Annotated in this window: 19 protein-coding genes; 6 read left to right on the plus strand and 13 right to left on the minus strand. The window is 67.5% G+C overall.

Annotated elements, in window-relative coordinates:
- The first annotated feature begins 3 nt into the window (after positions 1-3).
- Entirely contained in the window at positions 4-1170 is a 1167-nt protein-coding gene (gene tcmP, locus R2707_13180; protein MEZ5246045.1) for a three-Cys-motif partner protein TcmP, read from the plus strand.
- 359 nt (positions 1171-1529) lie between these two features.
- On the opposite strand, the gene R2707_13185 is transcribed toward tcmP, so the two are convergent.
- Positions 1530-1805 (minus strand): tyrosine-type recombinase/integrase, encoded by a 276-nt coding sequence (locus R2707_13185; protein MEZ5246046.1) that lies wholly within the window; start codon positions 1803-1805, stop codon positions 1530-1532.
- 21 nt (positions 1806-1826) lie between these two features.
- Positions 1827-2060, minus strand: coding sequence for a hypothetical protein (locus R2707_13190; protein ID MEZ5246047.1), 234 nt, complete (start codon positions 2058-2060; stop codon positions 1827-1829).
- Between the two features lie 343 nt (positions 2061-2403).
- On the opposite strand from R2707_13190, the gene R2707_13195 reads away from it, so the two are divergent.
- Positions 2404-3198: a methyltransferase domain-containing protein gene (locus tag R2707_13195; GenBank protein ID MEZ5246048.1), complete on the plus strand. Its 795-nt coding sequence runs from the start codon at positions 2404-2406 to the stop codon at positions 3196-3198.
- A gap of 26 nt (positions 3199-3224) precedes the next feature.
- Here the strand turns inward: R2707_13195 and R2707_13200 are convergent, their stop codons facing one another.
- Positions 3225-4079 (minus strand): type II CAAX endopeptidase family protein, encoded by an 855-nt coding sequence (locus R2707_13200; protein ID MEZ5246049.1) that lies wholly within the window; start codon positions 4077-4079, stop codon positions 3225-3227.
- 236 nt (positions 4080-4315) lie between these two features.
- Here R2707_13200 and R2707_13205 point away from each other — a divergent pair, with 236 nt between their 5' ends.
- The gene (locus R2707_13205) at positions 4316-5452 is read left to right on the plus strand and encodes a sensor histidine kinase (protein ID MEZ5246050.1); all 1137 of its coding nucleotides are present in this window, start codon (positions 4316-4318) and stop codon (positions 5450-5452) included.
- Positions 5449-6114, plus strand: a complete 666-nt coding sequence (locus R2707_13210) for a response regulator transcription factor (protein MEZ5246051.1) — start codon at positions 5449-5451, stop codon at positions 6112-6114. The genes R2707_13205 and R2707_13210 overlap by 4 nt, the downstream gene beginning before the upstream one ends.
- A gap of 850 nt (positions 6115-6964) precedes the next feature.
- Here the strand turns inward: R2707_13210 and R2707_13215 are convergent.
- From R2707_13215 to R2707_13245, 7 genes are all read right to left on the minus strand, one after another.
- Positions 6965-7510: a hypothetical protein gene (locus R2707_13215; GenBank protein MEZ5246052.1), complete on the minus strand. Its 546-nt coding sequence runs from the start codon at positions 7508-7510 to the stop codon at positions 6965-6967.
- The gene (locus R2707_13220; GenBank protein ID MEZ5246053.1) at positions 7507-9021 is read right to left on the minus strand and encodes a dynamin family protein; all 1515 of its coding nucleotides are present in this window, start codon (positions 9019-9021) and stop codon (positions 7507-7509) included. Before R2707_13220 ends, R2707_13215 begins: the two co-directional genes overlap by 4 nt.
- Positions 9021-10847 carry a GTPase gene (locus R2707_13225; GenBank protein ID MEZ5246054.1) on the minus strand — a complete coding sequence of 609 codons (1827 nt, stop codon included), beginning with the start codon at positions 10845-10847 and terminating at the stop codon, positions 9021-9023. The genes R2707_13220 and R2707_13225 overlap by 1 nt, the downstream gene beginning before the upstream one ends.
- A complete protein-coding gene (locus R2707_13230; GenBank protein MEZ5246055.1) occupies positions 10844-12682 on the minus strand; it encodes an Hsp70 family protein in 1839 nt (612 codons plus the stop codon). Before R2707_13230 ends, R2707_13225 begins: the two co-directional genes overlap by 4 nt.
- Positions 12675-15365, minus strand: a complete 2691-nt coding sequence (locus R2707_13235) for a hypothetical protein (GenBank protein MEZ5246056.1) — start codon at positions 15363-15365, stop codon at positions 12675-12677. The genes R2707_13230 and R2707_13235 overlap by 8 nt, the downstream gene beginning before the upstream one ends.
- Before the next feature lie 112 nt (positions 15366-15477).
- The gene (locus tag R2707_13240; GenBank protein ID MEZ5246057.1) at positions 15478-17784 is read right to left on the minus strand and encodes a LuxR C-terminal-related transcriptional regulator; all 2307 of its coding nucleotides are present in this window, start codon (positions 17782-17784) and stop codon (positions 15478-15480) included.
- 611 nt (positions 17785-18395) lie between these two features.
- The gene (locus R2707_13245; GenBank protein MEZ5246058.1) at positions 18396-18905 is read right to left on the minus strand and encodes an N-terminal phage integrase SAM-like domain-containing protein; all 510 of its coding nucleotides are present in this window, start codon (positions 18903-18905) and stop codon (positions 18396-18398) included.
- Positions 18906-19040: 135 nt separating this feature from the next.
- Between R2707_13245 and R2707_13250 the strand changes: the two genes are divergently transcribed.
- Positions 19041-19670, plus strand: coding sequence for a response regulator transcription factor (locus R2707_13250; protein MEZ5246059.1), 630 nt, complete (start codon positions 19041-19043; stop codon positions 19668-19670).
- 660 nt (positions 19671-20330) lie between these two features.
- Here the strand turns inward: R2707_13250 and R2707_13255 are convergent.
- The 3 genes from R2707_13255 to R2707_13265 all read right to left on the minus strand — a co-directional run bounded on the left by R2707_13255 (position 20331) and on the right by R2707_13265 (position 22233).
- Positions 20331-20477: a hypothetical protein gene (locus R2707_13255; GenBank protein MEZ5246060.1), complete on the minus strand. Its 147-nt coding sequence runs from the start codon at positions 20475-20477 to the stop codon at positions 20331-20333.
- A 206-nt stretch (positions 20478-20683) separates the two neighbouring features.
- Positions 20684-21601, minus strand: a complete 918-nt coding sequence (locus tag R2707_13260; protein ID MEZ5246061.1) for an NUDIX domain-containing protein — start codon at positions 21599-21601, stop codon at positions 20684-20686.
- Complete coding sequence (locus R2707_13265) at positions 21598-22233, minus strand: TetR/AcrR family transcriptional regulator (protein MEZ5246062.1); 636 nt, start codon at positions 22231-22233, stop codon at positions 21598-21600. The genes R2707_13260 and R2707_13265 overlap by 4 nt, the downstream gene beginning before the upstream one ends.
- A 19-nt stretch (positions 22234-22252) precedes the next feature.
- Here R2707_13265 and R2707_13270 point away from each other — a divergent pair, with 19 nt between their 5' ends.
- Positions 22253-22708: a hypothetical protein gene (locus R2707_13270; GenBank protein ID MEZ5246063.1), complete on the plus strand. Its 456-nt coding sequence runs from the start codon at positions 22253-22255 to the stop codon at positions 22706-22708.
- Positions 22709-22911 lie beyond the last annotated feature (203 nt).

The raw sequence follows: 22911 nt of genomic DNA on the forward strand, positions 1-22911 counted from the left end.
CGGATGACGGCATCGTCAGGGTTCTTCGAGCAGCGCAACGCCCAGGCTGTCCTCAAGCACGGCCTGCTGACCCGCTACGCCTACTACTTCGGCGGACGGGCAGGGTCCGCCACGAAGGGCCGCGTCGCGTTCATCGACGGCTACGCCGGTGCGGGCCGCTACGAGGACGGCAACCCGGGGTCGCCGTTGTTGCTCGCCACGCAAGCCGAACGAACCAAGCTGTTCGGACGGGACGTGAAGCTGGCTTTCGCCGAGCAAGACGCCGAACGCCGCAGCCGTCTCGAAGCGACCCTGCGCGCCGAGAACGTCAGTGTCGATCAACTGATCGACGGAAGCCTGGAAGGCTCCATCGAGGCGTTGCTCGACCGCTACGCAGGGCGGGCGGTGCTGCTCTTCGTTGACCCCTTCGGTCTCGGCCTCACTCGGGGGACCTTGGAGCGGGTCTTGCGTCGCCGTGCGCCAACGCAGCCCATCGACGTGCTCTACCACTTCAGCCTGTCGACCGTCGCTCGCATGGGTCGAGCCGGACTTGCGGGCCCGACCGCAGAGACGAACGCCGCCCAGGTTGATGCTGCGCTCGGCGCGATCCAATGGCGTGGTGATTTCGAGGCAGCCGATCAATCGGGCGAGCCGACCGCTGCGGCGATCACGGTGGCGAACCGTTTCGGTCGTTCTGTACACCAGGCGACGGGCATGCGGTGCACCGGCGTGCAGGTTCGACAGAGGCCCGGTCAGCTTCCCAAGTACCTGTTGATGCTGTTCTCGGCGAACGCCGAGGCGCACTGGGACTTCGCCGACCAAGCATCGAGCGCGTACGTCGATTGGCTTCACTTCTGCGACCGAGCCGACTACGAGGCAAACCTCGACCACCGCGAAGCCCAGGGTTTGATCGAGTTGTTCCCCGCGCCGCAACCAACACGAGATGACGTCGATGACGCCTTGGCAGGCGAGGCCGAGCGCTACCTCACATCCCATCTACTCGAAATGCTCACCCGTCGAGGCCAGCTCCGCCCCCTCGACGAGGTCGAGAATGTGTACGGAACGATGCTCGGCCGCGCCCGAGCCAAGCATCTCCGGGCTGCGGTCAAGCGTCTGCACGGCGACGGCCGCATCGACGACGACGGCAAGGGCGACTTCTGGAAGCGCACCATCACGCTGATCGGCCATTGAGCCGCCCTCGCCCGGGTCGCCAGGGCGTTGGATCGGCATCTGGTTTACCGTCCGAGGTGCCCGACACGCTCACCGACGCTGTCCAGGTCGCCTGAACCGGGCTCCGAAAAGCTCACAGAAATCTCACGGACCAGCGGGAACCAGTGGGGAACACCGGGCAATGCCACCGGGGCCCGAGAGGGCTCGTCAGCTGGGCAAACGCCCGAATCCGCTGGTCAAGCGCTTGAGGCCTGAGGTAGTTCCAGTGTGCTCATAACCCGAAGGTCGCAGGTTCAAATCCTGCCCCCGCCACCAAATCTCGTGTGAAGGCCCAGGTCAGCGACCTGGGCCTTCTTCGTTGGTCGGCGCTTCTACCGTGTTCAGGCCGACTTCTTCCGGGTCTTCCACCGGGTGTCGCCGGTAGAAGGGTCGACGAGGGCGGCGAAGAGGTGGGCGGCGTCGGCTTGCATGCCGGGCAGGACGTGTTGGTAGGTCTCGATCGTGAACGCGGTCGCCGCATGACCGAGCCGTTCGGACACGACCTTGACCGGCACCCCTTCCTTGATCAGCAGGGTGGCGTGGGTGTGGCGCGGGTCGTGGAACCGGATCACCGGCAGCCCGGCGTTGGGGGCGACGCGTTCGAATGCCTGGGAGATCGAGTGGGGATGTACCGGCCGTCAGGCTCGATCGACGAATGCGAGTCGGCGCAGCTTCGCTTCGAAGGCGCTGACCTCGGACCGGTCGGCACGCAACGCCACCACAGTCTTCAAGGCGGCGACGGGTAGCAACACGGCCATCAGCACTCGGACCGGTAGCCAGACGCCGTCGACTGCGAGGAGGAGCACGAGCATGCTGACGATGCTGATGGCGCTGGACATGGCGGTCAGCTTGGGATTCCGGTAGCCGTGCATGTCACTCCTAGCGGTCAGCGGCCGGAGATGACGCCGATGACAACGGTACAACGGCTCGCGACTCGAAGAGCGTCAGCGAGAGGCGATGGCCGTGAGGAGGCTTGGCCAGCGACCGGCCTCGCATCGCAGCTTGTCGTCGCTGCCGACGAAACCGAACTCCTCACGCGCGGGCATGCCAGGCCCTGACGAATTGGAAGGATCCGTCGATGGCTTCTCGTGAGGTCGCTCACCGAAGGAGGCAGTTGCCTCGCAGCACGAATCGCTGCGTCCATTGAACCCGGTTCCGACTGTCGGCATCCGACAACGGTGAGTACGGTTGGGTCGACAATCGAGGAGGCCGGCGATGGAGCCAGTCGAAGGTGCCCGCACGTTCCAAACGACCGGTGGCGCCTACGACGCCTTCATGGGTCGCTACTCCCGGGCGTTGGCGCCGGCGTTCGCCGACCGTCTTCACCTCACACCGGGCAATACGGCGCTCGACGTCGGTTGCGGGCCTGGCGCGTTGACGGGCGTGCTGGTCGAGCGCCTGGGTGCGGCGGCGGTGCTGGCGTGTGACCCGTCGCCGGGTTTCGTCGACGAGTGCGCTGCCCGACATCCGGGAGTGGAGGTGCGGGCGGGCCGCGCCGAGGCTGTTCCGTTCTCGGATGGACGCGTCGATGTCGCTGCTGCCCAGTTGGTGCTGCATTTCGTGACCGACCCGGCCGCAGCTGCGGGCGAGCTGGTGCGGGTGGTACGACCGGGCGGGACCATCGGAGCCTGCGTGTGGGACTTCCACGACGGGATGGAGATGTTGCGGGCGTTCTGGGACGCCGCGCTCGAGCTCGACGCCGATGCGCCCGACGAGGCCCGCACGCTCCGTTTCGGTCGCCCGGGTGAGATTGCCGAGCTCTTCGCTGAAGCGGGCTTGAACGACATCGAGGAATCAACGCTGGAGGTTCGCAGCGAGTACCGGGACTTCGACGAGCTCTGGGCCGGGTTCCTGGCCGGCATCGGCCCGGCGGGCGCGTACGCCGCTGCACTCGCCCCGCCGGTTCGGGCCGAACTCGGCGACCGTCTCCGTCGCCGCCTCGGGAATCCGCCTGCGGCGTTCGGTCTCACCGCGGTGGCCCGCGTGGCCACCGCGACGAGACCCGAGTGAGCCGAATGTCTTGATGATCGGCGTGCTCACGCGACACGAACCGTTCGCGCTGGTGCGGTCCAGCTGGCGTGGTTCCAGATGATGGTTGCGGCGATGGCGATCGTGGCGACGGTGAGGACGCCACCTTCGCCGACGATGGCCGCGGTGAGGACGGGGCGGTTGGTGACGAGGGTCGGGGCTTCGAGCAGGCAGGTGTTGGCGGCGGCGTGGGCGATGAGTACCGGCCAGAGGCTGTTGCTGCGGGTGCGGAGCCAGCCGAACAGGATGCCGGCGCCGCTGATCACGGCGACGACGCCCGGTACCACGATCCAGCGACTCCCGGCGCTGTCATAGCCGTTGGTGAGCGTGAGGAGCGGAATGTGGAACAGCCCATGGATGATGCCGACGATGAGCGCGGCTCGTCGCGGGCTGAGGGCCGCTGTCAGCTCGCCGTAGAGGAAGCCCCGCCAGCCGACCTCTTCGCCGAGCAGGAGCACGGTCATGATCGCGAGGCTGAACGGCGCGTCGAGCACGTAGAGGCCGAGTTCGTGGAAGGTCACGATGCCGGTGCCCCGGGCGATGGCGAATGGGATGGCGATGGTGAGGGCGGGCGCCGCTACGGCGATCGGCCAGAACCGGAAGCCTCCTCGCCGCAGGCCGAGGACCGGCAGGCGGGCGGATCGGTGGCGGAGTTTGGCTGCCGCTGCGAGGGCACCGACCACGGTTGCCGGGACGAGCAACGTCAACAGGGCAACGGGCCCGGGGTTCTCGGCGGTGCCGGGAAAAGCGATTGCGAGAAGGGTCGCTGCCAGGTAGCACCCGACGACGTAGGTCGCCATGGTGCTGGTCCGGCTCTTGCGGTTGTCCAGTGTCGGGAGGGGTGGCGTGTGTTGGATGGTCATGTCGTTCCTCTGATCGGTCGGGGAGCGAACCCGGGGCTTGTCGCTGGTTCGAGCATGCGCGTTGCGTCGGTCGCCGTCGTCCCCGGCAGGGTTGGACTCGTCGACCCCTGGTCCGTCTCGGGGTTGAACGGAGATACCGGATCTTCAGCCCCTGGGCTGACGCATGGTGTCGGGGCCGGTCGTAGGGTTGGCTGATGAGCCACCGGTGGACCCGTGGAGTTCGGAGGTTCTCCTCGGTGCCGAACGGCGTGGCCGACGTTGCTCTGGTAGTGGTGGTGGGATCGATTGCCGTGGTGGCGACGCTTCGTCAAGACGTCACGTCACCCCTGCACGACCCGACCGCCTTCGACGCGAGCCTGGCGTTCGCTACTGCGGTGCCGTTGGCGTTCCGACGCGGTTTCCCGACTTCTGCGGTGGTCGTGACGTGCGTCCTGGCGTGGACCCTGGTGGCGTCTGGCGCTCCCGAAGGGGCGGTTCCGTTCGTGTTGTTCGGTGTGTTGTTCCACGCCGGATCGAGCGAGCCGCTCAGGAGATCACTGTGGGCATTGGCCGCCGCGGCGGCCACCTTGGCGGGGCTGGTCTTGGTGGATGCTCCCGGGCTGAGCCCGTCTCAGGCTGCGCTGTTCGGGGCGGTCTACGGACTGGTGTGGATGACCGGCGTCAACGCACGGGGCCGCCGGCTCGCCGGCGAGTTGGCATCCCGCCGGGCAGCGGAGCTCGATGCACTCCACGCCCGCCGGGCATTGGCCGAGCAGCGACTCGAGATCGCCCGCGAACTCCACGATGTGGTTGCCCATTCGATGTCGGTGATCGCGGTGCAGACCGGTGTGGCCCTCCATTTCCTCGACGACGATCCGACCCAGACCCGCGAAGCGCTGATGGCGGTTAGCGCGACGTCCCGATCGACTCTCGACGAGTTGCGACAGATCGTCGGTGTCCTACGTGACGATCACGGTCAAGCCTTCGCTGTGCCCTCGCCGTCATTGGTCGATGTCGCCGCACTCGTGGATCGTGTGCATGCCCTCGGTGTGCCGGCGCACCTCCAGATCGATGACCCCGTCCCATCGGTGGCCGAGGTCGTTGGCGTGACCGTCTTCCGGCTCGTGCAGGAAGCGCTCACGAACACCATGACGCACGCCGGACCGGTCACCGACGTCAGCATCGACATCCACCGTCGATCGGACTTGCTCGTCGTTGCGATCACCGACGACGGCACGGGTCCCACCGAGCCGGTCATCGACGCTCGTCCGAGCGGCCATGGCCTGTCCGGGATGCGTGAACGCGTCGACCGCTCCGGCGGCACCATGACGGCTGGGCTGCTCGATCCGACCGGCTACTCGGTGACTGCGACGTTCCCCATCGGCGCCGGATGATCTCCATCGTCGTTGCCGACGACCAGACACTGGTCCGTCGCGGCTTCGTCTCGATCCTCGATTCGATTGCCGACATGACCGTCGTTGCCGACGCTGCCGATGGAGGTCAGGCAGTCGCCGCGGCCCGACGACGCCGGCCCGACGTGATGCTGATGGACGTCCAGATGCCGGGTATCGACGGCATCGAAGCTACCCGCCGGATCACCGCCGACCCGAACCTGCACCGCACGCGGATCATCATCCTCACCACCTTCGATCTCGACGAGTACGTCCACGATGCACTCCGAGCTGGCGCGAGTGGCTTCCTGCTCAAGGACACGCTCCCGGACGATCTCATCCGAGCCGTTCGCGTGGTCGCAGCGGGCGATGCGTTGATCGCACCGAGCATCACACGTCGGCTGATCGAGCAGTTCTCGGTGACGTCGGCTACGCCGGCGGGTTCCGATGAGCGGCTCTCGGCGCTCACCCAGCGCGAGCGTGAAGTGCTCCAACTCGTCGCCCAGGGTCTCTCCAACCACGAGATCGCCGACACCCTCCACCTGGGTACTGCGACCATCAAGACCCACATCGGACGTCTTCTCATGAAGCTCGTTGCCCGCGACCGCGCCCAGCTCGTCGTCACCGCCTACGAGACCCGACTCGTCGAGCCCAAACCCCGCTGAAGGCGGGCCGCAATGCCGGCTCCGGAGCGGTTTGGTGCAGGGCCTGTCGCCGGCTGAGCTCGTCGCCGCCATGGCCGAGATCGGACAGCGCGTCGCAGCGCTCCACTCCCGACCGAGGCGCTGAGCCAGGACGACGTTGCCGGTCGGCTGGAGATCACCCAGAGCGCGGTGTCCAAGCTCGAGCACGCCGAGGACGTGCATGTCGACGTTGCGGGACTACCTCGAAGCGCTCGGCGCTCGGCTCGAGCTCGTGGCGGTGATCGATGACGAGGACCGCTGCGTGCCCGTTCACCTGGGCAAGGAACCGGCGACCTGATTGTGCCTGCTCACGGTCCGTGGTCGAGCCGGGTTGTCCCGGCGTCGTCCGTCATCTACCAGGCATCTACCGGGACAGCGGTAGGCAGGGGGAAACAGCGGGGAGCAGGAGTGGCCCGAAAGCAGCACTTGAGCTGCGGAAACGTCCTCTGACCTGCGGATAGCTCTTCGGGTTCAAGAGGGCTCATAACCCGAAGGTCGCAGGTTCAAATCCTGCCCCCGCCACCAAGTGAAGAACCAGCTCAGAGGCCCTTTCCGGGAGACCGGGAAGGGCTTCTGGCGTTGCCAACGGCACTCAGCGCGAACAGGGCGCGAACAGATTGCTCTGCGGGCCGGAACCCGATGGTCGCTTCCTCGGCGCTCCGGTACGGGTACCCGTCGCAGTCGGAGCGTCGTCCGGCGCGCCGGGTCGGTGGACCCGCCGAGTTGAATCGCGACGGCGAGGATGACGAAGAGTTGCCGTCCAGCGTCTGGGCCGCGGGGTCGGACGGCGCGAGTTGCAGCGTGCCCGAAGGCGGATCGGTCCGGCCCGGAGTCATGGGACGCAGGGCGGTTGTGTGGGCTGTCCCTTCGTGAGCGACGCGCTGAAAGCGTGGAGACCGTCCTCGTCCGACTCTGTCGGCCCTGTCGCCTGCCACGCTCCCCTCATGGTCAGCTCATCGCCGGTCCAGGTCGTGCTGACGCCGACAGGGATCCAGGGGAGTTCCTCCGTCTCTGGGCGTAGTCGTAGGTCGTCGATGGTGCCGTTGCGGTCGGCGTCGCCGGTCACTGTGTAGGCGGTTACCTGTGTTCCGAGGCAGATCGTGGCAGACCCTTCGAGGTTTGGCCCGTCCTCGTCGGGTGAGCGTGAAAGTGTGATGGAGGTTTGGGCGATGGCATCGTCTGGTAGGGCGACGTCGCCGGACCAGGTTCCGGTCAGGGTCGAGCGGCCGCCGATGCTCACGTCCCAGGGTGTCGTGATCCAACGCAGGCCGAGGTCTGCGCCGAAGGCCACGATGAGCAGGCCAGCGACGAAGCCGGCGAACAGCATGATCCGCCGTGGTCGTAGTCGCAGCCCTGCCGCACCGCCAGAGGTGGTCATGAGCCAGGTGACTCGCGATCGGGATGGGTGCTTGCTGCCGAGACAGCATCCATCGCCGGGTCCGCCCGCACGAGGCCTTCGGCTGAACGGCTGACGACGCGAGCGACGTGAGCGCCCTCGGGTGGGACGAACGGGTTCTCCGAAATTGATCGCCATCGCGTGACCAACAGGCGTGCTTGTGCACTGACGGCGTACTGGTCGGCGCGGCCGTCGAGACCGAGGCGTGCACGTCGGTCGGTTCCTGCTGCACCGAGCAGCCGTTCGGCTTCCTCGATGAGATTCGCATCGAAGCCGAGGTCGGCTCCCCTGATGCCGGCTAGCACGGAGGCCTCATCGAGCTCGTGGCATCCGGACACGAGCGCCTCGATCCGGCCCAACAAGTCGCGTCGGTCGCCGGTCCCCGATCGCGCAACGAGAGCGTCGAGCGCGATGAGCGCAGATCGGGCGCGCAACAGATCGCTGCGTTCCTTGACGTCCCTCGTGAGGATCTTCCGCAGCGCGTTGAGCCCGGACTTGCTGACGAGCTGCATTGCCAGCGCAGCAGCTGACTGCGGCTCGGTCCGGAGCAGGTCGATGGCGGTTCTGACACCCCAGAGCCCGAGTGCGTCGAGGAGTTGTTGACGCTCCAGTGCGTTGGCAGCCGTCGGGGCGGTAGCTGTGGACCACGTGGTGGCGTCGAGGAGCAGGTCGTCGACCACGCTGCGGTCGCTCGACGCGAGGTTGCGGAGGGTCTGGACCTGCAGCTCGGTCAGCTCGCCGGCGCCGAGGGCCGGGAGCGCCGCCACAGGGGACACGGTGTTGCAGAGACGCCGAATGCGGATGTCGGCCGCAAGCCGCGCAGCGACCCGACCGGCTGTGTCGAGGGCGTCGAGCCGAGCGGCACCGATCTCGTCTGCTCGTGCGAGCACTCCGATGCAGTGCAGCGGTGATGGCAGCGACAAGCCGTCAGCGGCGAACGCCTCCAGGAAGTTGAGGTCAGTCGGGTGTTTGTTCTGCAGGACGTAGAGGGCGATGTCGGCGATGCCGGGCTGAACGTCGTCGGGGAGGATCGCTCGTTCGGTTCTTCCGATCACGCCCGGTGTCGGCGAATCGATCCCGGGTGTGTCCACGAGCGTGAGGTCCGCGAGCAGCGGAGTCGGCCAATGGACATTGACGTGATCGATCTCGTCGGTCGTGCCCGGCAGCTCGAAGTCGAGCGCGTGTGCAGAGGCCCGGAATGCGATCGGCACGCGTCCGCCGTCGCGCATCACCGCCTCGATGCTGGGTGCGTGGTCGTGTTGGTACCAGGTCACGACCTTGGTGCACTCTCCGGCGTCCGTCGGGGCGATGTGCTGGCCGACCAGAGCATTGAGCAGCGTCGACTTCCCCGACTTCATGCGCCCGACGATGGCGACTCGCAGCGGCTCGGCGAGCCTCCTCCCGATCGCGGCCGCCTCGTCTCCCACGGCGGTGCCGGCGTGCGCGAGGGCCACTCGGTCGATGAGGCCGGTGAGGTCGGCAATGAGATCCATTACCCTGCCCTTCCCCTACGGGCGGCGCTCGGCCACCCCGCTTGGAACTGTTCGGCGTCGTGTTGGAGCCGTTCCAGCGTGTGCCATTCGGCGTCGAGGTCGGCCCGGGTCTGGTCGGCGTCGCGCGTTTCGCCGTGGATCGCGCCGGCGGCGGCGGTCGCGGCAGCAGTGAGGCTTCGCTGGAGCTCCTCGATCCGAGCGAGAAACCCTGAGCGCAGCCCGTTCTGGGCTTCGCGAACAGCGTCCCGCGTCTGCTTCACCTGTTGGAATGTCAGCTCGTCGAAGGCGCGCCGGACGTGCGCCTTGGCCTGTGCTCGGCGCGCTGCGACCTGACGGGTCCGGTCGTCCCGGACTGCCTTTCCACCGAGCCCGATCCCGGCGACGAATGCGAGCGGGCTGAGGATGGTGAGACCGAGCGCGGTGCCGACGAATCCGAACACCATCATTCCCCCGTAGCTGCCGCGGAGGGCGACGAGACCCTTGTCGAGCACTCCGGATCGGGCGAGGTCCAGATCGGCAAGCTCCAACCCGTTCGCCCGCAGACGTTCGCCCCCTTCCGGCGCCCGCCCTGCGCTGGGCGACACGTCGACATCGGCCTCTGCGAAGTGATCGACCACCTTTTCGGCGAGCCGGGCGAGACCGCCTTCGATGAAGTCGACGTGCTCGCACAGATCGTCTGCGACCCGAGCGTTGACTCGACGTGCGATGTCGTCCCATCCGGTCGCGGGGTCGCCTGCGTCGATCTCCGCGTCGGCCCACGCTTGGGTCCGCCGGAGGCGCTGTCGGAGATCGAACTCCGCCTCCGACGCCAACACCGCCGACCCTTCCGCCAGCACCGCCTGCCAGCGAGTCGCTGCGCTTCGCAGCTGCTGAACCCGCGCGATCGCGTCGGACCGGGACGCCTCCATCGCCCGGGCGTCGTCGAGGTCTCCGAGCGCGGCTCGCTCCGACTCGACTTCCTCACGCAGCTGTGCCACCACGTCGTCGATCTCGGCGCAGACCCGAACGTGGCGCGGAGACGCACCGACCGTCGCGGCGATCGCTCGAACGAGTTCGGGGTATCCGGACATTCGGTTGAGCTCGACATCGTTGCGTGCGACGGCGGCAGCACGCAGTTCGGATGCGACACCGAGGACTGGAACCGCGCCGAGGCCGCGTTGGCCGAGATGTCGGCGATTGCGGGCGATGAGAGTCGTGGCATGGCGAGTGAGTTCGCACTTCGACGCGACGACGATCAGGTGATGGTTGACCGAGTGGAAGGCAGCGATCGAGTCGAGCTCGAACAGCGTCAACTCCCGCGTGCCATCCACGACGAAGATGACCGCCACAGACTCCCTGGCGCTCGCGATGGCTGCGCGTTCGCTGGGAGACCCGTGCCCGCCCAGCCCGGGCATGTCGAGGAGTGCGAGCCCGGAGCGCAGGAGGGGCTGGGGTGCGGTGTAGGTCAGCCCGAGCGCGCCAGGCGGTGGCTGCTGCATCGCTCGTGTCGCGTCGTCGAGGAGCACTGGGAGGGTGTGGTCGGCCGTCGCTGCGGCGGACTCCCGGGCCTGATCCGTGGTCGTGAGGTGTGCCGATATTGTCGCTCCGAATCTGACGAGGCACGGGAGTTCGCTGTCGCGATCGGCCGCCGCGAGACACAGATCGACCCCGAGCAGCGCGTTGACGAGGGTGCTCTTGCCGACCTTGTAACCGCCGACGACCAGAATGCGCCGGTCCAGGGCGGTGTCGGCGAGGTGACGTCGAACCCGCGTGGCGAGGTCGTCGCGGTCACGCAACATTGCCGCGGCTGCGGCGCGTTCGACGAGCGCCGACAGCTGAGGACTCATGGCAGGTCCACGCAGGCGAACGAACTGGGGTCGATGATGTTGTAGTCCGCGTCGGCCACGATGCCGCACAGTCGTGTCGCAGCTTCGTCGTCGGTGCCGGCCTTGGGTGGCACGGAGAATCGGGGAATTCGTGCGTTGTAGAAGATGCCGGGAAAGAACCCGAAGTCAGGGGCGTTCAGACCGGCCGACGCTGAGGGCTGGGTGTCGTAGTGGAAGTTGGCGCCCACGCCTTCGAGGGACAGCTCTGGCGGCGCGGTGCCTGTGAGATGCCACTGCACGACGACGCCGCCCGTGTCAGCATCGACCTCCACGGCGTCGAACACGACGGTGAGGGGTCCTGCTGCAGCTTCGAGGATCACGGTGGAGGAAGCGGTGACCGTGCCGCCGGTTGGCGGCGTAGCCGTCGAAGAGACGGCCACCCCGGCGCTCGTGGCGGTGGGGCTCGTTGCCGGAGCGGCGGTGGCCGTGGACGTCTGGGTTTCCCGCGACGAGACGGCTGGCTCCGTCGGGGTCGATGGAGCCAACGACGAGGTTGCTTCGTCGGAGGTTGTCGACCGATCGTTCGCTCCGTTCGACCGTGTCGCTGCGAAGCCGCCGATGACAGTGAGGGCCACGACACCGGCGGCGGCCCATCGCCAGCCACGTCGAGTGTTGCGTTGCGGGCCGACCGGCCCCTGTTCGTCCGTTGCAGCTGTCGCTCCCGAGGGTGCGGCCAGGGTCGCTGGCCCACCTGTGGCTTGAACGGTGGAGGTGCGGCGCGCGAAGCCTTGTGCAGCAGCCAGCGCGGCCCCGCTCGCGATCGAGTGCTTCGGATGCGTGTCGATCGACACCGGCCTACCGAGCGTTTCGGTCACGAGCCGGCTCACGACGGGCATCTGCGACGAACCGCCGACGAGGAGCACGGTGTGCAGATCGTCGAGCTCGACGCCCGCCGACGCCAGAGTGCGGTGGACGGTGACGATCGTGTCGTGCAACACCGGCGCCACCATCTCGTCGAGTTCGCGGCGGGTGATCCTGACCTCGGTCGTCAGATGCGGGAACACCACGGGGACCACTGCGTCGAGGTCGGTCGAGAGTGCCTCCTTGGCGGTTGCGCAATCGTCGCGCAATCGTCGCATCGCGGCCAGGTTGCCGACGTCGGTCGGGTCGAGGTCGTCGAGCGACCCGCCCAGGCTGGCTCGCACATGGCTGAGTACCGCAGCGTCGATGTCGATCCCGCCGAACCTGTCGAGCCCGTCCGGCCGGCCGATGACTTCGCATGATGTACCGTCGACACGCACGACGGCGGTGTCGAACGTGCCGCCGCCGAAGTCGTAGACGGCGATGGTGGCGCCGCTTGGCAACTCCCGCGTCGACGCGTAGAACAGCGCTGCCGCGGCAGGCTCGGCCAGCAGCAACGGTTCGTCGACGCCTGCGATTCCCGCAGCTTCGACCATGACATCGGTCTTGTACGGACCCCAACGAGCCGGATGTGTGAGTGCGACGCGATCCGGCGGGCGGCCGAGTTGAGCCGTCGCGACGCTGAGGACTCGTTCGATGAGGCGCGCCGTGAGCGATGCGGGCGTCCATGGCGCGCCGGCCAGCAAGACCGGTTCCGGATCGCCGATTCGTCGCTTGAACTCGCGTGCCAGGCGCACCGGATCGGTCGCCCCCCGCGCGAGCGCAGCGCGGCCGACGACCACCTGGCCTCCCGAATCGGCCAACACGACCGACGGCATCGTTGTCGACCGGCCATCGACGTCGAGGAGCGATGTCTGGCCCCCCGAACACGCGGCAGCTGATGTGTAGGTCGTGCCGACGTCGATACCGAGAGCCACCAAGGAGTCTTCACTCATCGACGAACTCTCCGAGGTCGAAGTGCCCCTCGGGATCGAACGGCTCGTCGGCCGGGAGCGCCTCGCCAAACTCGAACTGCTCATCGATCAGCTCGACGGCGAACTCCTCCGCTTCCAGCTCGGGCTCGACCTCCGCCTCTCCCACTACGTCGGCATCGAGCAGCTCGCCGCCTGCGGCATCGGCGGCCTCGTCGTGCAGGGGCTGTGCCGCGTCGTCGGCTTCGACAGCGCCATCTTGTGCTTCGTCATCCGGTTCGATCTCGCCGACCGCGTCGCCCATCGGTGCTTCGTCCCCGATGGCGTCGTCGAACACGTCCACCTCGATGTCGTCGAGACCCTGATCGCCATTGATCGCCTCTTCGACGATCGCTGCTTCAGCATCGAGGAGGTCGGCACCTGCGGCCTCCTCATCGACGACCTCGTCAGCCTCGGGCTGCTCGGCAACTGGTTGCGGGGCCTCGGCAGCGCCGCCCAGCTCGGCGGCTTCGTCGATGTCAGGGTCGATCACGACCTTGCCTTGCTGGTCGTGTACCTCGTCCGGGGCAGCCGCGGGCTCACCGAGCCCGAAACCAGCGGGCCGGAGCGCGTGCCCACCACCGAACCCGCCCGCGCCGGTGATGCGGCCCAGGTCGGTGATCGCGTCGTGGGTACCACCGGTATGGGTGTCGAGCGGGTCCAGGCCGTGCTGCACCTCGTACAGGTCGGTGAGCCCGTCGCCGTCGGTGTCGGGCCGGAGCGCGTCGGTACCCAATCCCCGCTCGGCTGAATCGCTCAATCCGTCGCCGTCTGAGTCGCTTAAGTCCATGTTGATGGCGTGCTCGATGCCGGACCGGGCAACGAAGGTGCGCCCGCCACCCTCCACGGGCTCGATGTTGTCGATGAACGAAGGCCGCTCGAGACCATTGCGCCGTATCGTTCCGAGCCCGGGTGGTGGCTGCAGGACCGGCGCCGCAGGTTCGACACCGCCATCGCCCGCGCGGTCACCATCGCTACCGGCACCGGCTGGTGCAACGTCGAGACCGACAGGGTCGACCGGGTCCGGTTCCGCCGCGTCTTCGGCTTCCACGGGCACGTCGTCGATTGCCCTGGTCGGCGATGACCATCCCGTCGTCGCGCCTGGAGCCTGAACCGAGGTTTCCGGCGAGAACGAGGTCGGAGGTGAGGCACTGCTCGCACCGAGCCGGTCTGGGCCGGTGCCGGCATCAAAGTTGCTTGGCCGTGGCCGGCCCCCTGCCGGCAGGTTCTCGCTGATCGCCTCGAGACCATCCGTCACACCCGACAGAGTGTTATCGAGCACCGCGTGGGCCCGGCCGCGAGCCTCAACCTCGTGCTGGTGCTTCAAGATCCACAACTCGTTCCCGCCGTCCAGCGCATGCAGGGCAAGCCCGTCGTCGAGGACATCGCCGACCTCCATCATCGGCTCGACGTTCCCGCCCTCGTTCGCTTCGCCGTCCGGGTCGTCGACCATCTCGGCTGGTTGGGGGGCGTCGTGGACGATGACGGGGGTGATCTCGTCGGCGATGCCGTCGAGGTCGGTGTCGACTTCGAGGGTGTCGGGTTCGCCGTCGCCGTCGGTGTCGACGAGGCGGTGGGCCATGTCGGGTTGGCCGTCGCCGTCGGAGTCGATGAGGACGCGTTCGCCGTCCTGCCAGGCGTCGATGTGGCCGTCGCCGTCGAGGTCGGCGACCCCGGCGTCGGGGTCGACCCATCCGTCGGCGACTCCGTCGCCGTCGACGTCGAGCACCTCGCCGCGGGCGGCAGCATCGATCGGTTGGATGGCAGCGGTGTCGGGCTGTGCGACGCCCCCGGTCTGGAGCCGGCTTGCTCCCGGTCCGAACGATGTGATCGGCGAACCGGCGTCAGCAACGGAAGTCGACAGACTCGCCGCCGCAGAGCTGGTCAGAACCGTCGGAACACCACCGAACCGTCCGAGGTCGGATCCGATGCGGGTCATGCTTCCAGAGTTCTCGAACGAACTCGCGTCCTCCAGGTAGTCGCCCGTTCCGTCGCCGTCGCTGTCGCCGGTGAGTGGATTGAACCCGTGTCCGACCTCGTAGCCGTCGGACAGCCCATCGCGGTCGCTGTCGGCCTGCATCGCGTCCGTCCCACGGGCGATCTCGTCGGCATCGTTGAGACCGTCACCGTCCGAGTCCGCTGACGTCGCCGAGGTTCCGGTGCCGTACACCTCGCGGAGGTCCCCGAGTCCGTCGCCGTCGCTGTCTCCCGACAGCGGATTGCTGCCGATGTCATGCACCTCGACGCCGTCGGTGAGGCCGTCACCGTCGCTGTCGGCGTTGTTCGCGTTCGTGCCGGCACGCAGTTCGGCCCGGTCGTCGAGCCCGTCACCGTCGGTGTCGTAGTTCAACGCATCCGAACCCGTCGCGCGTTCGATCGCATCGCTGAGGCCGTCACCGTCTCCGTCACCGGAGAACGGATCACTCTCGGTGTCGAGGCGGACATCGAGCGAGTCTCCGGAACCGATGACGATGCCCTCGGAATAGAACTGCTTCTCGCTGACCTCTTCGCCGTCGAGCAGGCCGTCGCCGTCGGTATCGGCATTGTGGAGATTGGTGCCGATGCGACGTTCCGCCGCGTCGCTCAAGCCGTCGCCGTCCGAATCGCGGTTCCAGTCGGCCCATTCCTCGTCGCCGCTGATGTGGGTGTCTCCGCGCCTGTCGACCATCTCGATGCTCCATCCTTCTGACTCGGCCGCCGAACCGCGCCCGACCTGCGCACGCGATCTCTGGAGGTGACCATCGCGCACGCGAGCCGTCAGGTCATGAGCAATCGACTACTCACGATCCACTGCGGTCGGTGCCCATGACAGCACCCAGACCACCCCGGCCGGCGACGCCGAGCTTGGTGTAGACACGGCCGAGAAGGTTGTCGACGGTCCGCACCGAGACGCCGAGCGCCTCGGCGATCTGTCGGCTCGAGTCACCGGCTGCGGCTCGGGATGCGACATCGCGTTCGCGTGCCGTGAGGACGACCGTCGGTCCGAGTCCGCTGAGGATCGGGGTCGCGGGGTTGCCGCAGCGCTCTCGAGCGGATGCTGCAGCGGCGCTGCAGCGACGCGTGGAGTCGACGAAGCCGTCATGGCGATACTGCGTTGCGGCGTCGACCCAGGCCTCGGCGGCGTTCAGATCCATGCCGAGCTCAGCGAACGTCAGGGCCGCCTGCTCCAACCGTCGTGCGTCGCGGGCCTTCCTGCCAGCCGCGTGGTCGGCAATCGGTGGTGCGAGCATCGACTCCCACGATGAACACAGGGATATCAGACGGTCGGCATTGCGCCCTATCGCACCGAGGCGCAGGAGTTCGTACCGGTTGATCGCCTCGAACGTGATGTGATCATCCTCGGCGGCACGACTGGCCAGCGCAGCCAGTTTTGATCTCGCTCCGAGTAGGTCGCCTCGCGCGACCGCCGCCCAGGCGAGCGACCGCTCGAAGTCGTTACGAGCGACCCCGGGAGGCGGCTCGGCAGCGGTCAGGGACTCGTCGAGGTGGGTCGCGTCTCCGCCAGTGAGCGCGAGTGCCTCGAGGTTGAGGGCAGTCACCCAGCCCCGCCAGAGCTGATGGTGCGGCTCCCGGAGTGCAGCAGCGAACTCGGTGCACGCTGAGCGACCGTGACCTCGTGCCAGATGGACGCGACCCCGCATCGCGCACGTCCAGAACCCTTCGTCGGGCGAGGCAGCGACCAGCAACCCTTCGAGCTCGGTGGTGCGGCCCGCGGCAAGCAGCGCCGAGAACAGCGTCACCGCGGCCCAACGGTACGCATCGCCGTGGCCGTCACCTGCGGAGAGTGCATCCGACAGCCATTCGTATGCATTGGTCACGGCGTCTTGGCAGCGGCCCTCTGCAAGCAGACCGCTGGTGAGCGGGCCAGCAGCGCGAAGCCTGACGGAGATGTCGGGATGGTCGGCCAGAGGAGTGGCGGTCGACCTCGCCGCGTGCCATCGACCGACGAAGGCTTGCGCGGCACTCCACGCTGCCACGAGGTCTCCGTGCTGTTCGTCAGCGGACGACTGTTCAAGGATGTCGGCCACGATCGTTTCGTTGCGGTCGACGAACGGCTGGTCGGCAATTCGCAGAGCGCTGCGCAGGGCCTGGTGACGAACCGCGAGCGTCATCGTCGGATCGACGATGATCGGTTCGAGGGCGGACAGAGCCTTGGGGCGGTCTCCGAGTACGGCGGCGCTCAGGCCCACGAGAAGGCTGCTCTCGACTGTCGGATCGAAGGTCCATGCTGCCTCGCTCAGCCTGGATGCGAGATCGGCGTCTCCGTGATCGAGCGCGAGCTCTGCCCCGTGGAGGAGCACTGCAGGGTCTCGGTCGATCAGTCCGCCCGTCATCGCGTGCAGCGTCCACTCGATCCGGCGCACGGCGAGGTCGTCTGAATCGTCTGCGCCGGTCGCCGCGACGAGTTTGGCGCTGATCCGGTGCCGCTCGAAGGTGCCGATCGCGGCGGCAACGATCTCCCCAACGATCGGGCGCCGAATGAGCAGGAGACCGTGGCGCTCGGTGACGACTCGGGCGGCTTCCAAGCCGGTGATCTGATCATCGGTTGCGAGGGTGCGAGCGACGCTCACGGGCAGGGGGCCAGCGATCGCGAGCAGATCGAGTAGCGCCCGGTGGTCGGCAGGAAGGTCGGGCAGGATGCGACCGAGGATGTCGCTGGCGCTGGGCTCGTCCAGCGTCAACCGTCCGTTCCAACTCGATCCCAGGTCCGATCTGACGAGATCACCAGATTCGACCGCGCTCTCTACGAGAACGCGCACGAGCAGTGGGAGCCCCTCTGTCGCTTCGTACAAGCGTCGTTGCGAACCGACGTCCATAAGGCCGGTGACGGAGTCGACCATGCCGTCGACCGCCTCCCGATCGAGCGGCCCCAGCCGGATGGTGACGCAAGACTCCGATGCCAACAGCGCCCGCAGCGGCGCCGGCGACCGGCCATCTCGGAGACAGAACGTGAACGGGGTCGCGCCCGCCAAAGCGACCTCCGCCAGCAGGCCCGCCGTCGAATCGTCGAGCCACTGGGCATCTTCGACGACGACTGCGCCCCCTGTTCGAACGAGCGCCTCGAAGGCTCGGGCGAGTGCGGTCACATCGTCACCGTGAGCGCCATCGCCTGTGATGCGGTCCGCCAGGAGAGGCGCCAACGCGCCCAACGGGATTGACTGAGTCGATATCGCCCCGCGGACGACCCGCCGATCGGGGTGGCCCGAGTAGAGCTCTGCCGCCACCCGGCTCTTGCCGACACCGAGCTCGCCAACGAGCACGACTGCCCGACCAGCTGCGTGCGCCTCGCGAACGCGCCGAATCTCGTTCTCCCGCCCCGCTAACGCCCAAGCCGACACCCGTGCCATGGTACGCGCGTCAAATCGCCATCGGCGGCTGCGGGGACAACTCGTGTTGGCAGGGCCGTCCTTGCCGCCGAGACAGCCGGGTTCGGTCGGGCCCGCCGCCGTCGCTATCGCCGAACTCGTCCGAACGCTTGCCGCCGCACTCGCCGCCTGAGCGCAGCCTCGACCCACCGACGTCAGCCTCGAAGTAGAGGTTCGTCGGGGAGAACCTTGGCCTCGATCCCAGAGTTCGAAGTCCACCGTCCGCCCGCCGGCGCCGCGAACAACTCGCGAACACGACGAGCACCAAATCTCGTGTGAAGTCCCAGGTCAGCGACCTGGGCCTTCGTCGTTGGTCGGGGCTTCTACCGTGTTCAGGCCGACTTCTTCCGGGTCTTCCACCGGGTGTCGCCGGTAGAAGGATCGACGAGGGCGGCCAGCCAGAACGCCGGGAACAGCCGGTGCCCGACCGCGGCCCGCAGGAAGACTGCGACCTGGTCAGCGGTCCAGGCTTGGGCTTCGTGTTTCGGGATCGACCGCAACCGAGGGGCATGAGCGACGAGGGCGATGTTGCGGCTCAGCATGCCTCGCCTCACCGCAGCAGCGAGCGCGCCGCGGATGATCAGGTGGATCTCGAGCACCGTCTTCGGCGACAGCGGCTTGATGCCGGGGTCGGTGGGGCGGAGTTTGGAGTCGTAGAGCCGCTCGAGATCCGCGGCCTTCAACCGTCGGATCGGGGTCCGGCCGAGGGTGGGGAGGATGTGGCGTTCGATCTTGCGCCGATAGCTGTGCCAGGTCGACTCCGCGAGCGTGTTGGCCTTGCCCGGCAGCCACTGCTCGGTCAGGTAGGCGCCGAACGTGAGCGAGCGGGTCGAGTCGTTCACACCCTCGGCTTCTGCAGCGAGCCGTTGCGCGAGTTATTCGGCTGCGGCACGGTCGGGTCCGGCGGGGTGCCAGGTCCGCTTCTCCTTCCCGGTGACGGGGGGGCGAGGCCTTCGTAGATGACGGCGTAGAACTGGGTGCCCTTCTTTGCGACAATCCTGGAGAGCGCCGACGACATCGAAGTGGTCGGCGAAGCCGAGAACGGAGCCGAGTCCCTTGCGATCGCTGCGACGACCCACCCGGACGTCGTACTGATGGACATCCGCATGCCCATCATGGACGGCCTCGAAGCGACACGACGCATCTCGAGCGATCCCGGACTCAGCCGAACCCGAATCGTGATCTTGACGACGTTTCACCTCGACGACTATGTCCACGAAGCGCTGCGTGCGGGTGCCAGCGGATTCCTCCTGAAGGACACGCTGCCTGCCGATCTCATGCAGGCTGTGAGGATCGTCGCCGGCGGTGAAGCCCTGCTCGCACCGAATATCACCCGTCGACTCATCGAGGAGTTCGTCACCCTTCCCGAGGCCCTTCTCGCCAAGCCCCAACCGCTCGCCCAGCTCACCGACCGAGAGAACGAGGTCCTCGCGCACATCGCGGCCGGAAGCTCCAACGCGGAGATCGCAGAGAGGCTGTTCATCAGCCAGGCCACGATCAAGACCCACGTCAGCCGTCTCCTTACGAAACTCGATGCCCGCGACCGTGCCCAACTCGTCATGATCGCCTACGAGACCGGGGCGGTGCAGCGAGGGATCGCGCCGTGAGCAGTGCCGCCGTCTCGTCTCGGCATCAGAGCGTTCGCAGCATCGGCCGCATCGTCGCAACCTCCGGATTCACGGCATTGGGCGTCCTCCATGTTGCGTGGGGTCGGGGATCGTCCTTCCCCTTCCCGGATCGCGAGCAGCTCGCGGACGCTGTCGTGGGGCGTCGCGCAGTTCCCGATGCCGCCGCGTGCCATGGCGTTGCCGGCTGTCTCTTCGCCGCAGCCGCGCTCGCCGCTGATCCTCGTATTGGGCCGAGGAACATGCGCGCGATCGGGCGAATGGGCGTCGTCGCCGTCCTGACCGCGCGGGGAGTCCTCGGGCTGCTCGGCCGCACCGACATGGTCTCTCCGGGCAGTTCGGGACAGCGCTTCCGACGCCTCGACCGACGTGTCTTCTCGCCTCTTTGTCTCGCGCTGGCCCTGGCTACAGCGGCAGTCGGTGTGCGGCGCGAACGGGGCGATTCGGCGTGAACCTCAGCGCTCGACACGGCGATCGTCGCGTCCGGGCGACCCGGCGGTCGGCGACAAGCCTCGGCCTTGACAGGCGTGCCAAGCTGGCGGCCGGTCAACGTATCGGATCCGTCGGGGTCGGCGGGCCGCCTCCTCGGCCCTTGGTCGCGGTCGTTCAACGGCCTCGAAAAGCTCACAGAGAACTCACGGATCAGCGGGAAACAGTGGGGAGCAGCGGGGAACACCGGGCAACGCCGGCGGGGCTCGGGACCGCCTGGTAGTCGAGCCACTCGTGCGGGGTGCCCTTGACGGCGCCGTAGTAGAAGTTGAATCCATCGATGTAGACGACCGTCGCCATGGTGAGTCGATCATCGGAGCCGCATCGGTCACTGCTCCCGAGATGCGAGGCCGCCTGACCGGCTCGGTCTGCTCAACGCCATCGAAGCCTTCATCAGCGACGAGCTCGGTGGGGTCGTGACCCGCCCGCTCCTCGTCACGCTCACCACCGCAGTGAAGCGCTGAACCCTCAACCGTTCCGATCTCTGGCAGGGTCCCGTCCCGTTGTCAGGCTCGGGTTTCGACCGCAGCGATGGCCGGGTTGCGCAACGCGGGGTCGGCGAGGTCGAGACCCGCGAGATCGGCCCGCTCGAACCATCGGATCGATGTGTGTTCGCCGGGTGCGTTGTTGGTCGGGTTTCCCTGCCAGCGACCGGTCGTGAACAGGACGAGTTCGACGTCGTGGGCGACGAGCGTGTCGAGGTGGGTGAGGTCTTCAGCGACGACGTCGATGTCGAGTTCTTCGGCTGCCTCGCGACACGCGGTGTCGACGGGCGATTCACCGGGTTCGACGTGACCGCCGATGACGTCCCAGGTGTTGGGATACCACTGCCGGTCGGGGTGGCGGTGGCCGAGGAGGACTCGGCCGTCGGCAATGAGGAGCACCCCCACGCAGACCGCCCGGGTGGTGCCTGTGAAGGGGAGGCGTTCCAGCGTCGTGCGTTGGTTGGAGGCGATCGTGGCGGTCAGGGCGAGTTCGTTGGCGACGAGGTGGCAGCGGGCAGGCCGGGAGCCGAGCTCGGTCCAGGCGTAGGGCCCGAGGTTGGAGGTTCGGGGGTGCACGATCGTGAGGTGGGGCCTGGTCTCGGTGGGTGCGAACGGAGGAGCGAGGAGTTCGTGACGGAGCCGGTTCCAGGAGTCGGATGGAACGCCAAACTCGGCGAAGACACCGTTCTGGCCGTCGTCGCCGTCGGTGACGAACCGGGCGGCGCTCAGCGTGAAAGGCGACACGCCTACCGCGGCAGACCGTGCCCGTGCCATGAGGAGTTCGAGGTCCGTGTACTCCTCGGGGTAGACGAGGGTGACGTGGGGATCGACGCCGGCGGCCATCGTCGGATCGAACCGTCGCCGGTATGTCGCAAGATCACCGACGACGTTCTCGTCGAAGGTCAGTGTGAGGTGGATCCTGGTGTCGCCGTCATTCATGGTCCGGTCTTTGGTGTCGGGCTGCGAGCGTTCAGGAGGAGTTGAGCGAACTGGCTGGCGATGCGGGTGTGGTCGACTCGGTCGGGTTCGAGCGAGGCTGCGATGAGTGTGCCGTGTGCGGTCGTCATGATCAGCTGCGCCATGGCTTCGGGTTCGATCCAGGCGGGGAGGCTGGTGTTGGCCTGCTGCCGGCTGATCTCGCGAGCGAGGACCTGTTCGATGTTGTGGAGGAGCGCGACGAGTGGGGCGCGGATCATCGCGCCCGTGGCGGCGCTGGTCACGGTTTGTAGATAGGCGCCGGCGGCGGTGCGGTTGTCGGACAGGACCTGGTTCAGCAATTGGATCGAGCGCAGCAGCTTCGTGATGGCATCTGAGTCGGATTCGAGCTCGGCAAGTACGGGCTGGAGGATCGTTCCGGCCATGGCCAGCATCGCTTCGTCGACCAACTGCTGCTTTGATCCGAAGTAGTAGGTGATGGCTGCGAGATTCGCGCCCGCAGCATCTGCGATCGATCGGGAGGTGAGCGGCTCGACGCCGGCTTTGCTCAGGAGTCTCTGGGTCGCCTCGAGCAGGCGTTGCCTGACTTGGGCGTCGTCGCTTGTTTCAGCTGCCCTGCGTTGACCTCCATTCATACAAATGTATGATACTGGAATGACGAGTCCAGCGGTGGGTGCCCAGATGGCGGGGCAGGTATCGCGGGCCGGCGACCGCTGGAACCTGGCGGCGATCGCCGCTGCGTTCGCGTTCGCGCTGGCCATCTCGCTCCTGCCGCTGGTCAGCGAGAGCTCCGACAGCGCCCAGTTCGAGCCCGAGTCCATAGCGGAGGGCGAAAGCGTCGGTGCTGGCCCTGAGGTGGTGAGCGAGTCGACGAGGAGGTCGCTCCTGGAGACTGAAGGGGCGCGCATCGTCGCAATCGCGCTCGTCCCGGCGCTTGTCGCTGCTGTGCCGATGCTGTGTCGACCTGCGGGCGTCCGGCGAAAGGCGAGGCTGGTGGCCAGCCTGGTCCTCGGCGTGGTCGCGGTTCTCGGGGCCGCGTCGGTTGGACTCTTCGTTGTGCCGACGCTGATCATGATGGTGGTCGCCACCTCGAGGAGTCCGGGTGACTGATCTGGGCGGGATCGCCGACGCCATTCGCGTGCGCCACCATGAACTCGTGGACACAATGCGTCACCGGTCGACTGCGGAATTCCTGGCGCCATCGCTGCTCCCTGACTGAAGTCGACTGACGATCGTCTGCCATCTCCGCAACGGAGCGGAGGCGTCGCGCTGGATGACAGAGCACACGCTTGCTGGAGAAGCGACTGCCTTCT

The sequence above is a fragment of the Acidimicrobiales bacterium genome (assembly GCA_041394245.1).
GTDB lineage: Bacteria > Actinomycetota > Acidimicrobiia > Acidimicrobiales > Aldehydirespiratoraceae > JAJRXC01.

Excerpts from the sequence above, each read along its gene's own strand:
- R2707_13215 (MEZ5246052.1), bottom strand. The coding sequence starts at position 7,510 with ATGACCACCTCTGGCGGTGCGGCAGGGCTGCGACTACGACCACGGCGG.
- R2707_13225 (MEZ5246054.1), bottom strand. The coding sequence starts at position 10,847 with ATGAGTCCTCAGCTGTCGGCGCTCGTCGAACGCGCCGCAGCCGCGGCA.
- R2707_13210 (MEZ5246051.1), top strand. The coding sequence starts at position 5,449 with ATGATCTCCATCGTCGTTGCCGACGACCAGACACTGGTCCGTCGCGGC.
- R2707_13220 (MEZ5246053.1), bottom strand. The coding sequence starts at position 9,021 with ATGGATCTCATTGCCGACCTCACCGGCCTCATCGACCGAGTGGCCCTC.
- R2707_13190 (MEZ5246047.1), bottom strand. The coding sequence starts at position 2,060 with ATGCACGGCTACCGGAATCCCAAGCTGACCGCCATGTCCAGCGCCATC.
- tcmP (MEZ5246045.1), top strand. The coding sequence starts at position 4 with ATGACGGCATCGTCAGGGTTCTTCGAGCAGCGCAACGCCCAGGCTGTC.
- R2707_13270 (MEZ5246063.1), top strand. The coding sequence starts at position 22,253 with ATGACGAGTCCAGCGGTGGGTGCCCAGATGGCGGGGCAGGTATCGCGG.
- R2707_13260 (MEZ5246061.1), bottom strand. The coding sequence starts at position 21,601 with ATGAATGACGGCGACACCAGGATCCACCTCACACTGACCTTCGACGAG.
- R2707_13255 (MEZ5246060.1), bottom strand. The coding sequence starts at position 20,477 with ATGGCGACGGTCGTCTACATCGATGGATTCAACTTCTACTACGGCGCC.
- R2707_13195 (MEZ5246048.1), top strand. The coding sequence starts at position 2,404 with ATGGAGCCAGTCGAAGGTGCCCGCACGTTCCAAACGACCGGTGGCGCC.
- R2707_13200 (MEZ5246049.1), bottom strand. The coding sequence starts at position 4,079 with ATGACCATCCAACACACGCCACCCCTCCCGACACTGGACAACCGCAAG.
- R2707_13235 (MEZ5246056.1), bottom strand. The coding sequence starts at position 15,365 with ATGGTCGACAGGCGCGGAGACACCCACATCAGCGGCGACGAGGAATGG.
- R2707_13265 (MEZ5246062.1), bottom strand. The coding sequence starts at position 22,233 with ATGAATGGAGGTCAACGCAGGGCAGCTGAAACAAGCGACGACGCCCAA.
- R2707_13230 (MEZ5246055.1), bottom strand. The coding sequence starts at position 12,682 with ATGAGTGAAGACTCCTTGGTGGCTCTCGGTATCGACGTCGGCACGACC.